The organism is Catenuloplanes nepalensis (assembly GCF_030811575.1).
GTDB classification, from domain to species: domain Bacteria; phylum Actinomycetota; class Actinomycetes; order Mycobacteriales; family Micromonosporaceae; genus Catenuloplanes; species Catenuloplanes nepalensis.
Window position 1 is genome coordinate 8,193,575 of record NZ_JAUSRA010000001.1, and the last position, 13,731, is coordinate 8,207,305.

Annotated in this window: 12 protein-coding genes; 9 read left to right on the forward strand and 3 right to left on the reverse strand. The window is 71.2% G+C overall.

All coding sequences use genetic code 11. The features are described from left to right. Position 1: 1 nt before the first annotated feature. Both J2S43_RS35570 and J2S43_RS35575 read right to left on the reverse strand, forming a co-directional pair. Positions 2-1,570, reverse strand: a complete 1,569-nt coding sequence (locus J2S43_RS35570; RefSeq protein WP_306836674.1) for an arylsulfotransferase family protein — start codon at positions 1,568-1,570, stop codon at positions 2-4. 51 nt (positions 1,571-1,621) lie between these two features. Beyond that, complete coding sequence (locus J2S43_RS35575) at positions 1,622-2,779, reverse strand: glycosyltransferase family 4 protein (protein ID WP_306836676.1); 1,158 nt, start codon at positions 2,777-2,779, stop codon at positions 1,622-1,624. 26 nt (positions 2,780-2,805) lie between these two features. Here J2S43_RS35575 and J2S43_RS35580 point away from each other — a divergent pair, with 26 nt between their 5' ends. From J2S43_RS35580 to J2S43_RS35610, 7 genes are all read left to right on the forward strand, one after another. Continuing rightward, the gene (locus J2S43_RS35580; protein WP_306836678.1) at positions 2,806-3,666 is read left to right on the forward strand and encodes an Fpg/Nei family DNA glycosylase; all 861 of its coding nucleotides are present in this window, start codon (positions 2,806-2,808) and stop codon (positions 3,664-3,666) included. A 284-nt stretch (positions 3,667-3,950) separates the two neighbouring features. Beyond that, positions 3,951-5,561 (forward strand): sugar transferase, encoded by a 1,611-nt coding sequence (locus J2S43_RS35585; protein WP_370881698.1) that lies wholly within the window; start codon positions 3,951-3,953, stop codon positions 5,559-5,561. A 53-nt stretch (positions 5,562-5,614) separates the two neighbouring features. Continuing rightward, positions 5,615-6,847 carry a histidine kinase gene (locus J2S43_RS35590; RefSeq protein ID WP_306836682.1) on the forward strand — a complete coding sequence of 411 codons (1,233 nt, stop codon included), beginning with the start codon at positions 5,615-5,617 and terminating at the stop codon, positions 6,845-6,847. Between the two features lie 34 nt (positions 6,848-6,881). Next, positions 6,882-7,637 (forward strand): LytR/AlgR family response regulator transcription factor, encoded by a 756-nt coding sequence (locus J2S43_RS35595; protein WP_306836685.1) that lies wholly within the window; start codon positions 6,882-6,884, stop codon positions 7,635-7,637. 1 nt (position 7,638) lies between these two features. Continuing rightward, on the forward strand, positions 7,639-8,013 hold the full coding sequence (locus tag J2S43_RS35600; protein WP_306836687.1) for a hypothetical protein: 375 nt from the start codon (positions 7,639-7,641) through the stop codon (positions 8,011-8,013). Next, positions 8,003-9,634 (forward strand): sodium/solute symporter, encoded by a 1,632-nt coding sequence (locus J2S43_RS35605; RefSeq protein WP_306836689.1) that lies wholly within the window; start codon positions 8,003-8,005, stop codon positions 9,632-9,634. Before J2S43_RS35600 ends, J2S43_RS35605 begins: the two co-directional genes overlap by 11 nt. A gap of 391 nt (positions 9,635-10,025) precedes the next feature. Then, the gene (locus tag J2S43_RS35610; RefSeq protein ID WP_306836690.1) at positions 10,026-10,217 is read left to right on the forward strand and encodes a hypothetical protein; all 192 of its coding nucleotides are present in this window, start codon (positions 10,026-10,028) and stop codon (positions 10,215-10,217) included. A 115-nt stretch (positions 10,218-10,332) separates the two neighbouring features. Here the strand turns inward: J2S43_RS35610 and J2S43_RS35615 are convergent, their stop codons facing one another. Next, positions 10,333-11,502 carry an IS30 family transposase gene (locus J2S43_RS35615; RefSeq protein WP_370881596.1) on the reverse strand — a complete coding sequence of 390 codons (1,170 nt, stop codon included), beginning with the start codon at positions 11,500-11,502 and terminating at the stop codon, positions 10,333-10,335. 454 nt (positions 11,503-11,956) lie between these two features. Here J2S43_RS35615 and J2S43_RS35620 point away from each other — a divergent pair, with 454 nt between their 5' ends. Next, on the forward strand, positions 11,957-13,144 hold the full coding sequence (locus J2S43_RS35620) for a CynX/NimT family MFS transporter (RefSeq protein ID WP_306836691.1): 1,188 nt from the start codon (positions 11,957-11,959) through the stop codon (positions 13,142-13,144). Further along, positions 13,141-13,692, forward strand: coding sequence for a YbhB/YbcL family Raf kinase inhibitor-like protein (locus J2S43_RS35625; RefSeq protein WP_306836693.1), 552 nt, complete (start codon positions 13,141-13,143; stop codon positions 13,690-13,692). The genes J2S43_RS35620 and J2S43_RS35625 overlap by 4 nt, the downstream gene beginning before the upstream one ends. Positions 13,693-13,731 lie beyond the last annotated feature (39 nt).

The window sequence follows — 13,731 nt, forward strand, 5'->3', positions numbered from 1 at the left end:
GTCAGCCGCGGACCGGGATGATGGCGGAGGAGCCGAGGAGGCGGCCGTTGGGGGCGAAGGCGTCGGCGCGGAGGTACTCCGGGTCGGTGGGGACGGTGAGGGCGGTTTCGAAGCCGGTGCGGTCGCCCTCGGCGACGACGCCGAGGCTGCCGGGCTGGCTGCCGGCGCGGATCTGCCAGGTCTCGACCTCGGTGGCGCCGTTCCAGCTGGCGTAGGCGACGAGTTTGCCGGCCTCGCGGCGCAACCCGACGGCGGGCTGGTCGGCGGGCTCGGCGGTCCACGTGGCGCGGTGCGCGCGGTACGACTGGCTGTCCGAGGGGAGCCGGCCGTCGAAGAGCACGGTGCCGTCCTCGGCGAACTCGGTGAAGTACGGCAGCTCGCCCCAGCCGACGAACGAGCCGCCGTCCGGCCGCTCCTCCATGCTGCCCTGGGTGGGCGCGGAGAGGCGGCGCGGGTGCACGTACTCGTGGACCAGCTCGGCCGTGCCGGCCTTCTCGTCCAGGGAGAGGATCAGGCCGCGGGAACGGTCGTGCTCCTTGGTGATGCCGGCCGCGTTGTCGAAGAGACCGATCGTGCCGTCGCTGCGCCGCCGCGCGTCGTGCTGCCAGGAGAACACGGCCTCCGGGGGGAGCCGGAAGTCGCTCTTCTTGCCGCCGAGCCGCCAGATCACGTCCCCGGTGGACCGGTCCACCTTGTAGACGGTCCAGGTGTGCCGGGCGGAGATGAGCAGGTTGCCGTCGGTGTCCTCGGCCACGGAGTTCGCGTGGAAGTAGTCGTACGGCAGCAGCGCGGAGTCGCCGGCCGGCAGCGGCGCGTACGACTCGTCGAACGGCACGTGCTCGCTGGCCCGCCACTCCAGGACCAGCCGCCCGGTGGCGATGTCGACCTCCTGGAGCACGCCGTCGTGCAGCGCGCCGGCGGCCGGCCCGCCGACCGAGGTGAGGTCGGCGGAGATCGGGCGGTAGACCCAGAACAGCGCGGTCCCCCGGGAGGTGATCTTCAGGTCGTGCTGGTCGGCCTGGGTGACGCCGTCCGCGCGGATCCGGGTGACCTCGCGGTAGCGGTTGTCGAAGATGACGAACTCGCCCTGCCCTATGCCGAGCCCACCGGTCCCGCCGATCAGCCCTTCCCACCAGGTCAGCACCGGCTTGTCCTGATACTGCTGGACCTTGAGGTCGATGGCGACCGTGGCCGGCGCGGGCACCGGGCGGAACCACACCGGCACACCGTTCGTGTCCACGATCAGCGTGCCGAACTGACCGCGTCCCTGCGCGGGCGTGAGGAACACGTGCCCCTCGGCGGGGTCCGGCGCCGGCGTGGAGACCACCACCCGCTGCACGTGCAGGTCGGGCCGGGAGATGAAGTTGAGCAGGTTGTCCGCGCCGCCGGCCTCGGAACCGCGGTTCGCCTCGCGCGCGGAGTCCGCGCCGATCACGAATCCGGCGCCGCAACCGGCCAGGCCGGCGGCCGCGAGCCCGCCGCCCGCGATCAGGAGTTGCCGCCGGGACCAGCGGCGTGGCGGCTCGGGCAGCGTGTCCGGCATCGCGCTGATGGGGGAGGGAGGAATCATGCCGGTTCCCGTCACGAGTAGCGACCTTCCCGGTGAAGCCGCAGATTACGCTCACACATTGCGCAGAAGCCCGTCGTACACGTCGAGCAGGCGGCGGGTCACCACCTGCGGATGGAACGTCGAGGAGTACCGCGCCCGCGCCGTGGCCGTCAGGGCGGCCGCGCCGTCCCGGGCGGCGGGCAGCGCCGCGGCCAGCTCCGCCGCGTCCGCCCGGACCACCCAGCCGGCGTCCCCGACCAGGTAGGGGATGCCGCCGAGCGCGGTGCCGAGCACCGGCCGGCCGGCGGCCAGCGCCTCGATCGTCACCGTTGGAAGCACATCGTGCCAGGTCGACACCGTGAGGACCACCGCCGTCCGGCGCAGGGCCGCGCGCACGCCGTCCCGGTCCAGCACGCCGAGGTACTCCACGTCCGCGCGGGCGGCCGCCGCGGCTTCCACCTCCGGGCGCAGCTCGCCGTCGCCCGCGATCCGCAGCGTGCCCAGCGAGCCGTCCGGGTGCCGGCGCCACGCGTCCAGCAGCAGGCCGAGGCCCTTCTCCGGGGAGAGCCGGGCCAGGAAGAGGAAGCCGTCGCCGGGTGGTGCGGGCGGACCCGGGTCGGGCACCGCGTTCGGCTTGACCACGATGGAGGCGGGTGGCACGCCGTACCCCCGCAGATGGTCCTTGATCGCGGTGGTCAGCGCGATGAAGCGGTCGACCGTGCGCCAGGTGGGGCGGTGCACCGCGAGCGCGGTGGCCATCACCGCGCTCTGCGCCCGCGAGCCCCGGTAGCAGCCGTGCACGATCGCGGGCAGCGGGAACGTCCTGTCCCGGCACTCCGTGCAGATCCGTCCGTCCCGGAAGAACAGGCCGGGCGCGCAGACCTGCCGGTAGTTGTGCACGGTCTGCACCACCGGGACGCCGTGCCGGTGCGCGGTGCGGACGATCCAGGGCGAGATCAGCGGGTACGGATTGTGCAGGTGCACCACGTCCGGGCGATGCGCGCGAAGCACACCGGCGAGCTCCCGCTGCGCGGCCGGCGCGTAGATCGGCGAGATCGGCAGCAGCGCCCTGCTCGCGACCGACATCCCGGGGATCTCGTCCGAGCTGCGGATGAACGGCAGCACCTCGACGCCCGCATCGGACAGCTGCGCCATCTCCTGATCGACGATCGTGTTCTCGCCGGACGGCATGGCGTCGCGGTAACGATTGTGCGCGACCAGGACCTTCATAGGTCCAAGACGCTACCGTTCTAGACGTGCCAGAGTTACCGGAGGTGGAAGCGCTCGCCGCGTACCTTCGCGAGCGCGCGGTGGGCCGCACGGCCGACCGCCTGGAGATCGTCGCGATCAGCGCCCTCAAGACCTACGATCCGCCGCCGTCGGCGGTCGCGGGCTTGGAGATAACGGCCGCGGGTCGGCACGGCAAGTTCCTGGACGTCACGTTCGGCGGGGACGTTCACCTGGTCGTGCACCTCGCGCGGGCCGGCTGGCTGCACTACCGCGAGTCGTTCCCGGCCGCCACGCCGCTGAAGCCGGGCAAGGGCCCGATCGCGGTCCGGGTGCGGTTGGACGACGGCTCCGGTTTCGACCTGACCGAGGCCGGTACGAAGAAGAGCCTCGCCGCCTACCTGGTCCGTGACCCGGCCGAGGTGCCGGGCGTGTCGCGGCTCGGCCCGGACGCGCTCGCGGTCGACCTGGAGACGTTCACCGAGCGGATCACCAGTCGGCGCGGGCAGATCAAGGGCGTGCTCACCGACCAGGAGATCCTGGCCGGCATCGGCAACGCGTACTCCGACGAGATCCTGCACGTGGCGAAGCTGTCGCCGTTCGCGCTGACGAACAAGCTGTCCGCCGAGCAGATCGCGCGGCTGTTCGAGGCGATGCGGTCGGTGGAGACGGACGCGGTCACCCGCTCGGTCGGCCAGCGGGCCGCGGAGCTGAAGGGTGAGAAGCGCTCGGGCTTCCGCGTGCACGCGCGCGCCGGGTTACCGTGTCCGGTCTGCGGCGACACTGTGCGTGAGGTCTCGTTCGCGGACACCAGCCTTCAGTACTGTCCCACGTGTCAGACCGGGGGCAAGCCGCTCGCCGATCGCCGACTTTCTCGAATCGTGCGATAAATCTCCACAGTAATCGCTCGCACCCTGAGCGTGACCTGCGAGGACTCCCGAATGCCCAGGAGAAGAACAATGCGGTCTCAACCCGTGAAGCCGGCGCTCCGGCGACCTTCCGCAGACAGGTTCCGTCGGTATAGTGTCCCGGTCTCACGCACTGAAGCGCGGAACCATCGGCCGTCAGGCCGGTGCCGGTTTCCCGGACCGAGCGACGGAGCGTAATGTCTGCCGGGTCACCGCCACGTCCCGGGAGTCATGGGAAACTGATGCGGTGGGCTTCCCATGGCCCGATGGGCGGGTGGGTAGCACCTGTCACGCGGGAGGACGTAGGTGAGGTGACGACGAGCCTCCAACGCCCGGTCGTCAAAACAGGCCGGAGCAACAGCGTGCCCCAGTACGACGAGTTCGAGATTCAACCGACTCCGCCGGAGCGGCCCACGAACGGGGTGCCGCGCTCCGCCTGGACGAGGGCGAAACGCACCGTCTCACGATGGCACCGGCCGTACACGGTGATGCTGCTCCTCCTCGACTTCGGCGCCGCGGCGATCGCCAGCGTGATCGCCGTCTCGCTGTTCGAGCAGGCGGCCTCGGGCTTCTCGGATCCGGACAACGGCGAGCCGTGGTTCCAGGCCGTGGCATACATCCTGTTGCCGCTCGGCTGGCTGGTCGTGCTGTGGGCCAACGGCACCTACGACCGCCGCTACCTCGGTCTCGGTACCGATGAGTTCAAACGGGTGACCCGGGCTTCGGTGACGGTCGCGGCCAGCGTCTCCTTCATCGCGTTCGCCACCAAGACCGACCTGTCCCGGCTCTCGGTCGGCTTCGCGCTGGTCGGCGCCACGGTCCTGATCCTCTTCGCGAGGTACGTCGCACGGCTCGTGCTGCACGTGTCCCGCCGCCGGTTCGGCGCGGCCGCCCAGCGCATGGTGCTGCTCGGCACGCTGCCGGAGACGCTCGAGGTCTACACCGCGGTCACCCGCAGCCCGGCCGCCGGCCTGGTGCCGGTCGCGATCCACCTGACCGACGGCTACGCCGCCGCGAAGGGCCTGGAGACGCCGGTGCCGGTGCACGCGGGCAAGGACGTGCTCGCGCTGGTCCGCGAGGTCGGTGCGGACACGATCGCGTTCTGCGGCGCGGCCAGCGCCGAGCCGGGTGAGCTGCGCCGGCTGGCGTGGCAGCTGGAGGGCACCGGCATCGACCTGGTGGTGGCGCCGCAGCTGACCGACATCGCCGGTCCGCGCGTGCACATCCGGCCGATCGAGGGCCTGCCGCTGCTGCACGTGGAAGAGCCGACCATCTCCGGTCTCGGCTGGCTGGCCAAGAACATGATGGACCGGGTCGCGGCCGGAATCGGCCTGATCATGCTGTCGCCGCTGCTGCTGGCGATCGGCATCGCGATCAAGATCTCCGACCCGGGCCCGGCGTTCTTCCGGCAGTCGCGGGTGGGCCACGAGGGCAAGACGTTCCGGGTCTGGAAGTTCCGGACCATGTACGTCGACGCCGAGGAGCGGCTCGCCTCGATGCAGGACATGAACGAGACGGACGGCCTGCTCTTCAAGGTCAAGAACGACCCGCGGATCTTCCCGGCCGGCCGGTTCCTGCGGGCCAGCTCGCTCGACGAGCTGCCGCAGCTGATCAACGTGCTGTTCGGCGAGATGTCGCTGGTCGGGCCGCGCCCGCTGCCGGCCGACGACGGAGACTTCCTCGGCGACGTGCGGCGCCGGCTGCTGGTCCGCCCCGGCATCACCGGGCTGTGGCAGGTCTCCGGCCGCTCGGACCTCTCCTGGGACGAGGCGGTCCGGCTGGACCTCTACTACGTGGACAACTGGTCGCTCGCCTACGACCTGAGCATCCTCTGGCGTACGGTCGGCGTCGTGGTAGCCCGGAAGGGCGCTTACTAAGCCTTTCGCACCCGGAGCTTGTGCAAATTTGCCCCCACCGTCAGGATTCGGCGGTGGGGGCAAACCTGTCTACGGCCGCGTCGGTGCTCGCGCTCATCAGCGCGCTGGCCGCCGCGGTCGCGGCCGTCATCCGGCTCCGGCAGCGGCGCGGCATCGCCACCGCGGCGCAGCGCGCCACCTACCAGGTGCTGCACACCGCGAGCCTCGCCGCTGAGCCGCTGCGCGCCGGCCTCGACCGGGTCAACGCGACGAAGGCGGTCCGGCATCTGCGCACGCTGGTCGGCGCGCCCGGCCTCGCACTGGTGGGCGCGCCCGGCTTCGCGCCGATCGGTGCGGACGGCCTGCTCGCGCTGGACGGCCGCGGCGCGCACCACGCCGCGCAGCTGGTCGCCGCCGGTGGCCGGGCCATCGCGCAGAACCGGTCCGCCGTCCTCGGCCAGGAGGATCTGCCCTGCGACCGGATGGACTGCGTGGTGCGCGGCGCCGTGGTCGCGCCGCTGACCGGCCCGGACGGCCGTTCCGGGGCCGCGCTGGTCGCGGTCGCGGACGGCCAGCCCGCGCCCGGCCTGGTGCAGGCCACGCTGGAGACCGCGCGCTGGGCCGCCGCCCAGCTCGCGCTCGCCGAGCTGGACTCGTCCCGCGAACGGCTGGCCCGCGCCGAGGTGCGGGCGCTGCGCGCGCAGATCAGCCCGCACTTCATCTACAACGCACTGACCGCGATCGCCTCGTTCGTTCGCACCGACCCGGAACGGGCCCGCGAGCTGATCCTGGAGTTCGCGGAATTCACGAGGTACTCCTTCCGGGCTCACGGCGAGTTCACTACGCTCGCCGAAGAGTTGCGCTCGATCGATCGGTACCTGACCATCGAGCGTGCGCGGTTCGGGGACCGTCTGCAGGTCCGCCTGCAGATCGCTCCGGAGGTCCTTCCGGTGAGTCTCCCGTTTCTCTGCCTGCAACCGCTGGTGGAAAATGCGATCCGCCACGGCCTCTCGCGCAAGCCCGGCACCGGCATGGTCAGCATCGAGGCCAGCGACGCCGGGGCGGAGTGCCACATCACGGTGGAGGACGACGGGGTCGGGATGGACCCGGCCGTGCTGATCGCCGGGATGGCAGAAGCGGCCGGGGAGTCCGACGACTCCGGCCAGCACGTCGGCCTGTCGAACGTGGATGAGCGGCTGCGGTCGGCCTTCGGTGACCAGTTCGGACTGGTCGTCGAGACCGCCCTCGGCGCCGGGATGAAGGTGAGCATGCGAGTGCCGAAGTTCCACCCCGGAGTGCGCGCATGAGGGGTTGCCCGTACCACCCGGCGGGGGTGGCGGCATGACCGCCTTCCTGCGCGTCCTGGCCGTGGACGACGAGCCGCCCGCGCTGGACGAGCTGGCCTACCTGCTGCGGACCGACCCGCGGGTGGCCCGGGTGCACACGGCCGGGGACGCCACCGAGGCGCTGCGGCTGCTGCGGGACACCGACGTGGACGCGGTCTTCCTGGACATCCGCATGCCCGGCCTGGACGGCATGGAGCTGGCCCGGGTGCTGCGCCGGTTCGCCCGGCCGCCCGCGATCGTGTTCGTCACCGCCTACGACGACGGCGCGGTGGACGCGTTCGACCTCGGCGTCACCGACTACGTGCGCAAGCCGGTCCGGACCGAGCGGCTGGCCGAGTCGCTGCGCCGGGTGGCCGAGGCGCGCGTGATCCCGGCGCAGCGCGCCGCGCTGGCCCGCGGCGAGGACGACCCGACGATCCCGGTCGAGCTGGCCGGCACCACCCGCATGCTGCCCCGGTCCGCGGTCCGATGGGTGGAGGCGCAGGGTGACTACGCGCGGCTGCACACCGCGGACGGCTCGCACCTGGTTCGCGTCCCGCTGGCCACGCTGGCCGAGCGCTGGGCCGACGCCGGTTTCGTCCGGATCCACCGGTCCTACCTGGTGCAGCTGCGGCTGATCGCGGAGCTGCGGCTGGCCAACTCCGGTTATGTGGTGGTGGTCGACGGCACCGAGCTGCCGGTCTCCCGCCGGCACACCCGCGAGCTGAAGGACCGCCTGGTCCGTGCGGCCAAGCAGGACTGGAACCGCTGACGTGCCCGACCGGCCGGCCCGCGTCCGGGTGGTGCTCGCCGAGGTGGGCCGGCCGCGCACGGCCGACCGGGCCCGCGCCGACCTGGCCGAGCAGAACCAGGTCGGCGAGGCGCTGCTGCGCGGGCTGATCCGGGCGCAGTTCGCGCTGGCCGTACGGCTCGCGGTGGTGGTCGTGATCGGGCTCGGCGGGCTGCCACTGCTCTTCGCGATCGCGCCGTCCGTCACCACCGTCAAGATCCTCGGCGTGAACCTGCCGTGGCTGCTGCTCGGCGGGGTCTCATTCCCGTTCCTGCTCGCGGTCGGTGCCACCTACGTGCACCTGGCCGAGCGCAACGACCAGGACTTCACCGCGCTGGTGCAGCGGCATGACCCCTAATCCGTACCTGATCCCGACCGTGGTCCTGATGACCGTGGCCACCGTCGCAATCGGCTTCTACGGCCTGCGGCTGGCGCGCACCACCTCCGACTTCCTGGTCGCGTCCCGGATGGTCAGCCCGGCCTGGAACGCGGCCGCGATCGGTGGCGAGTACCTCTCCGCCGCGTCGTTCCTGGGCGTGGCCGGGCTGATCCTCAAGTTCGGCGTGGACGTCCTCTGGTACCCGGTCGGCTTCGCGGCCGGATACCTCGCGCTCCTGCTGTTCGTGGCCGCGCCGCTGCGCCGCTCCGGCGCGTTCACGCTGCCCGACTTCTGTGAGCTGCGGCTCGGCTCACGCCGGTTGCGGGTGCTCGCCACCGTGTTCGTCGTCTTCATCGGCTGGCTCTACCTGGTGCCACAGTTGCAGGGCGCCGCCCTCACGCTGGCCACCGTGACCGGCGCGCCGTACACGCTCGGCGCCGTGCTGGTCTTCGCGGTCGTCACCGCGAACGTGGCGCTCGGCGGCATGCGGGCGATCACGTTCGTCCAGGCCTTCCAGTACTGGCTGAAGCTCACCGCGCTCGCCGTACCCGCGATCTTCCTGCTCCTGGTCTGGCAGGCCGACGCCCGGCCGCCGGTCACGCCCCTGGACGGCCTCACGTTCCGGCAGGCCACGGTGCTGACCGTGGAGTCACCGGCCACGCTCACGTTCGCCGACGGCAGCACGCGCGAGGTCGGGGCCGGCGACGAGCTGTCGTTCCCGGCCGGTGCGCCGGTACCGGCCGTGTCCGGCGTCTCGCAGGGACTCGACTGGCTGCTGCCCGGCCGCGGCGGCAGCCTGTTCGGCACGTACTCACTGATCCTGGCCACGTTCCTCGGCACCATGGGCCTGCCGCACGTGCTGGTCCGGTTCTACACCAACCGGGACGGCGCCGCCGCCCGCCGCACCACGCTGGTCGTGCTCGGCCTGGTCGGCCTCTTCTACCTGCTGCCCACGATCTACGGCGCGCTCGGCCGCGTCTACACGCCCCAACTGCTGCTCACCGGCGACACCGACGCGGTGGTGCTGCTGCTGCCCGGCGCCGCGATCGGCACCGGCCTGCTCGGCCAGCTGCTCTCCGCGCTGGTCGCCGCGGGCGCGTTCGCCGCGTTCCTGTCGACCAGCTCCGGCCTGCTCACCAGCGTCGCCGGCGTGCTGGCCACCGACGTCCTCGGCCGCGGCGGCTCGGTCCACACGTTCCGCCTGGCCTCGCTGATCGGCGGCGCGGTCCCGCTGCTGCTCGCGCTCAACGTCGCGTCGCTGGACGTCTCCCAGGTGGTCGGCCTCGCATTCGCGGTCGCCGCGTCCAGCTTCTGCCCGCTGCTGGTCCTCGGCATCTGGTGGCGCGGCCTCACCGCACCCGGCGCCGCGGCCGGCATCATCGTGGGCGGTGGCGCCGCCGTGGCCTCCGTCCTGATCACGGTGCTCGGCCCGCCGCTCACCGGCTGGCGCGCCGAGGCCATCGCCCAGCCCGCCGCCTGGACCGTCCCGCTCGCCTTCGCCACCATGGTCGCGGTCTCCCTCACCACCCGCCGCCACATCCCCGCCACGATCGGCACCACGATGCTTCGCCTCCACGCCCCCGAAAGCCTGCACCTCTGAACCCAGACCAGAATCCAGAGGCCGACCAACCGCGTTTCCCGCTTCCGGCGCGGGCACTGTGGGCGTGCTCCCGCGGGCGCTGTGTCTTCCCCGGGGCCGAGCCCCGGACTCCACGTTCCGGCTGGTTGCGGATCGCAGATCAACCGTGTGTCCCGCTTCCGGCGTGGACACTCTAGGCGTGCTCCCGCGGGCGCTGTGTCCTCCCCGGGGCCGAGCCCCGGACCCCACGTTCCGGCCGGTTGCGGATCGCAGATCAACCGTGTGTCCCGCTTCCGGCGTGGACACTCTAGGCGTGCTCCCGCGGGCGCTGTGTCCTCCCCGGGGCTGAGCCCCGGACCCCACGTTCCGGCTGGTTGCGGATCGCAGATCAACCGTGTGTCCCGCTTCCGGCGTGGGCACTCTAGGCGTGCTCCCGCGGGCAAACCTCGCGGCGGCCTCCGCCGCCGCTCCGGACGCCGCATCGGAGCCGGCCGCGTCGCTGGTCACCGACAACCACGCGACTCCCGGCCTGGTCGGCATCCGGCCGCGCCGCCGGATCCCGCGCGCGGACTCGCCCGTCCCGGTGTGCCACCGCCTGCCGTAGTCACCAGGCCGAAATTTCGGTACATAGCAGCATGTCACTGAAGGTGTCGGCGACGAGTGATACGTGGCGCACCGAATACGGCGGGTGGATTCAATCGGTCGTCGCAATGCAACGTTTATGCAGCTAGAGGTGCCGATAGTAGCTGATTGAGGGCTTCGGCGGGTGTGCGCATGTTGAGGGTTTCGCGGGGGCGGCCATTGAGTTCGGCGGCGACGTCGTCGAGGTGCTGTCTGGTGTGGACGGACAGGTCGGTGCCCTTGGGGAAGTATTGGCGGAGCAGGCCGTTGGTGTTCTCGTTGCTGCCGCGCTGCCAGGGCGAGTGCGGGTCGCAGAAGTAGACATCGATGCCGGTGGCGATGGTGAAGTCGGCGTGGCGGGTCATCTCGACGCCTTGATCCCAGGTCAGTGACTTGGTCAGGTGAGCGGGCAGTGTCGTGATGGTGGCGATGAGGGCGTCGCGGACGGCCTCGGCGTCCCGGCCGTCGGGCAGGTGGACGAGCATGCAGTAGCGGGTGGAGCGTTCGACCAGAGTCCCGATCGCGGAGCCGCCGTCCTCACCGATGATCAGGTCGCCTTCCCAGTGGCCGGGCACGGCCCGGTCGGCGGCCTCAGCGGGCCGCTCACGGATGTTGATCATTGCGGGGATCCGGCCGCGTTTCTCCTGCTGTCGTGACCTGACCCTGGGCTTGCGCAGAGCCCTGCCGGTCCGCAGGCACGCGGTCAGCTCCTTGCGCAGCCCACCCCGGGACTGGACGAACAGCGACTGGTAGATCGTCTCGTGAGACACCCTCATCGATTCATCGTCCGGGAAACGCCGGGGCAGCCACAACGCGATCTGCCGCGGTGACCACTTCAGCTTCAGCTTCCCCTGCACCACCCGCCGCAACCGCGGGCAGTCCGCGAGCTTCACGGGCTTCGGCCGGCGGCGGCGATCACGCGCCTTCTCGTCCGCACGGCCGGCCCGATAACCCACCCGCACGGTCGAATTCCGGGCCAGTTCCCGCCCGATCGTCGACGGCTCCCGCCCCAGCGCCACCGCGATCGACCGCCGCGACTCACCCCGATCACGCCGCAGCATGATCTCCTCGCGTTCCTCGAACGACAGATACCGGCCTGACCCGGCCCCAGCCCCGTTGTTGATCACCCCGCCAGCATCCTGGAACCAGCGCATACCCGTCCACCGCGAGACTCCCGCAGCCGTCGACGCCTCCTCGGTAGACAAACCAGCCCGAATCCCCTCCCAAAACCGCACCCGAACCACATAAGGAACACCCGGCTTCGCCATCAAAACCCCTGCTCAGAGGGCATTGCAACGACCAATTGACCACAAGGCGGTGATTCGGTGCGCCACGTATCACTCGTCAGTAGACCAATGTAGATTCCCCGATCGATCAATTATGCGGAAACCGTTCCGCGTCGGCGTTCGGCGGGCATACAGGACATAGAGCCCCGGTGTACGCACGGCGAGCCTTTCCGTCCGCCGGCGAGGTTGCGCTGAGTGAGATTGCGCGGGCCGTGGTCGCTCACCCTCGTAACCTGCGGCTTTGCTCTGCTTACCTGTGCGCCGCCTACCGGGGCGCGAGATCCAGAACGACCGTGGCGCGCAAAGTTGACCCAGGTAAGCAGAGCAAAGGCGCGGTGAAAGCGGCTCTGCGCCGTACCGTGGCGGCGGTTTCGGTGGAAACGCCGCAGTCGCGCTGGAATCGCGGCGACGCGGGCATGCGGGCAGAATGCGGGAGGTGAGCAGAGGCGCCCGCGCGGGCACGGTGATCGCCGTGGTGCTGCTCGCCGCCAACCTGCGGCCCGCCGTGGTCGCGGTGTCGCCGATGCTCACGGACATTCGCGCGGAGACCGGCCTGTCCGGTCCGGCGGCCGCGCTGCTGACCACGATCCCGGTGCTCTGTTTCGGTCTGCTGGCGCCGTTCGCGCCGCTGCTGGCCCGGCGGATCGGCCTGGTGCCGGCGCTGGTCGCGGTGCTGTGCGCGATGACGGCCGGTGGCCTGTTGCGGCTGCCGGAGCCGGTGGTGCTGCTGTTCGCCGGCACCGCGGTGTTCGGCGCCGCGATCGCGGCCGGGAACGTGCTGCTCCCGGTGCTGGTCAAGCGCGAGTTCCCGGATCGGGCCGGCACGATGATGGGCGTCTACTCGGTCTCGCTCTCCACCGGCGCCGCGATCGCGGCCGGGACCGCGGTGCCGCTGCTGTTGCTCTTCGGCCACGCCTGGCGGTCGGCTCTGGCGATCTGGGCGCTGCCGCCGGTGATCGCGCTGCTGGCCTGGCTGCCGCTGTTGCGCAACCGCTCAGCCACGGCGCCGGCCGCGATCGAGGCCCCGCGCACCCCGCTCCGGCGTGCGCCGCTGGCCTGGGCCGTGACCGGCTTCATGGGCCTGCAGTCGCTGGTCTACTACGCTACGGTCGCCTGGCTGCCGGAGATCCTGATCGCGTCCGGCAGTGGCCAGGAGCGTGCCGGCTACGCGCTTTCCGTCTTCAACCTGGTCGGCATCGCCGGCTCGCTGATCTTCACGCTGACCGTCGGCCGGACCCGTAACCAGGCCGGTTACGCGCTCGCCAGCGCGGTGCTCTACGCGGTGGGGTTCGGCGGTCTGCTGACCGGGAACCTCGACTTCCTCTGGGCCGCGCTGCTCGGCCTGGCCCAGGGGATCACGATCAGCCTCGCGCTCGCGCTGATCCTGCTGCGCATGCCGGACGCGGGGCACGCCGCGCGGATGTCCGGCATGGCGCAGGCTATCGGCTATCTGCTCGCCGCGGCCGGCCCGGTACTGGTCGGCGCGGTGCACGACGCGACCGGCGGATGGTCCTGGCCGTTGCTGCTGCTCGGTGCCCTGCTGGTGCCGATGGCGGCGGCCGGTGCCGTGGCCGGCCGTGACGTGACGCTCGAAGTCCCGACAACGATTGGAGTCAGATCATGAGTTTGGAGCGCCCGGTCGCGCCGGATCCGTACGACCTGCTTCCCGCCGTCCCCGTTTTCGCGCTGACCAGCACGGACATCGCGGACGGCAAGGCGCTGGACGACACGTTCGCGCACGACAGCGTGGGTGGCCGGAACGTGTCGCCGCAGCTGAGCTGGTCCGGCTTCCCGGCCGAGACGAAGAGCTTCGTGGTGACCTGCTTCGACCCGGACGCACCGACCGGCTCCGGCTTCTGGCACTGGGTCGCGGTGAACCTGCCGGTCTCCGTGACGGAGTTGGCGCAGGGCGCGGGCTCGGCCGAGGGCGGGCTGCCGAACGGCGCATTCCACGTCCGTAACGATTACGGCACGCTCGCATATGGTGGTTCCGCGCCGCCGGCCGGCGACCGGGAACATCGATACGTCTTTGCGGTACACGCAGTAGACGTTGATGCACTCGACGTTACTTGGGACGTTTCTCCCGCAGTGGTGGGCTTCAATCTCGCGTTCCACACATTGGCGCGTGCGACGTTGCGATCCACTTATCGGGTGAGTCAAACCGTGAGCTAGGACACAGAAAGCCGGGCCGTCCATATGGTGGGCGGCCCG

What these genes read in the sequence shown, in the direction of transcription:
- J2S43_RS35570 (WP_306836674.1), bottom strand. Translation starts at nt 1,570, where the DNA reads ATGATTCCTCCCTCCCCCATCAGCGCGATGCCGGACACGCTGCCCGAG.
- J2S43_RS35575 (WP_306836676.1), bottom strand. Translation starts at nt 2,779, where the DNA reads ATGAAGGTCCTGGTCGCGCACAATCGTTACCGCGACGCCATGCCGTCC.
- J2S43_RS35585 (WP_370881698.1), top strand. Translation starts at nt 3,951, where the DNA reads ATGGGCGGGTGGGTAGCACCTGTCACGCGGGAGGACGTAGGTGAGGTG.
- J2S43_RS35595 (WP_306836685.1), top strand. Translation starts at nt 6,882, where the DNA reads ATGACCGCCTTCCTGCGCGTCCTGGCCGTGGACGACGAGCCGCCCGCG.
- J2S43_RS35605 (WP_306836689.1), top strand. Translation starts at nt 8,003, where the DNA reads ATGACCCCTAATCCGTACCTGATCCCGACCGTGGTCCTGATGACCGTG.
- J2S43_RS35615 (WP_370881596.1), bottom strand. Translation starts at nt 11,502, where the DNA reads ATGGCGAAGCCGGGTGTTCCTTATGTGGTTCGGGTGCGGTTTTGGGAG.
- J2S43_RS35625 (WP_306836693.1), top strand. Translation starts at nt 13,141, where the DNA reads ATGAGTTTGGAGCGCCCGGTCGCGCCGGATCCGTACGACCTGCTTCCC.